The organism is Bacillus sp. LR--39 (genome assembly GCF_053613335.1).
In genome coordinates this window covers 1-1,046 of record NZ_JBSIOT010000345.1, presented here as the reverse complement: position 1 = coordinate 1,046, position 1,046 = coordinate 1, and the positions used below count along the sequence as shown (strand labels likewise).

At 52.4% G+C, this 1,046-nt stretch carries 1 protein-coding gene and 1 pseudogene; both read right to left on the bottom strand.

Annotated elements, in window-relative coordinates:
• Positions 1 to 709 (bottom strand): molybdopterin cofactor-binding domain-containing protein (locus ACWHAR_RS23095; RefSeq protein ID WP_452087948.1); only part of this gene is annotated, 709 nt, incomplete at its 3' end.
• Positions 710 to 1,046 (bottom strand): annotated as a pseudogene (locus tag ACWHAR_RS23090) (xanthine dehydrogenase subunit C); the annotation flags it as partial.

Sequence of the window (1,046 nt, the reverse complement as noted above, 5' to 3'; positions counted from 1 at the left end):
CTCCGAACGAGCCGCCCATCGGACTTGACACAATCCTGATCTTCTCTTCAGGAATGTCAAAAATACGGGCAAGCTGGAAACGGTCTTTATAGCCGTGCTGGGTTCCTGCATACATCGTAAAACCCCCGTCGTCTACCGGAACGGCTACGCCTCCCTCCGTTTCCATATACGTATGCATCTGCCGCGGCAGCTCATAGGTTTCTTCAAGGACTGTGTCAGATGCTTGAAACCCTTCTTCCACATCGCCGTTTGAAAAAAATGCGCGGTGCAGGATATTTCCGTCCTCATGCAGTCTTTGCGCATTCGGCCGAAGCGCTTTTTCTGGTGAATCCATGACTTCCAGCTCTTTATACTCAACTCGAATCAGCTCCAGCGCCGCTTCCGCGATTTCTTCCGTTTCCGCAGCAACTGCGGCGATCGCATCCCCGACATACCGCACCCTGTCCTCACATAAAACCGGCTGATCAGGGATGACAATGCCAAATCGGTTTAAGCCGGGAACGTCTTTATGTGTGACGACGGCCTGCACGCCTTCCATTTCATCAGCTTTTATGGTGCAAACCGACACAATCTCTGCATGAGGATAAGCGCTTCTCAGCACCTTGCCATACAGCATTCCCGGAAAGCTGAGATCGGTCATATATTTCAGTTCCCCTGTGACCTTCCCCCTTCCATCCGGCCTGACTCTTGACGGTTTGTTGATGATCATTTATTCCCCTCCCTCAGCCATCAGCTCTGCCATGATGACGTTGGCAGCGGCTTTTTTTCTGTATGCCGCTGACATAAAAGCATCTGAGGAAAACGGCAGCTCATGGATAAGTGTTTTGTACAGATCATGCGAGTCCCACCCTGGTGCCATCCATTTCGCTTCGCTGTCCAATAATCTCCTAGGAGTGATATCGGCATGGCCAGCGGCGAGGCGAATGCCGCCGTCTTTCAAAAAACGTCCAGCTGCAACAGCAGCCGCTCCTGTAAAAGCCTGGCGCCTTCCAAGCTTGTGATAAAATACACGCTCTCCCTCCGCCCGCGGGATGATGACACGCGTG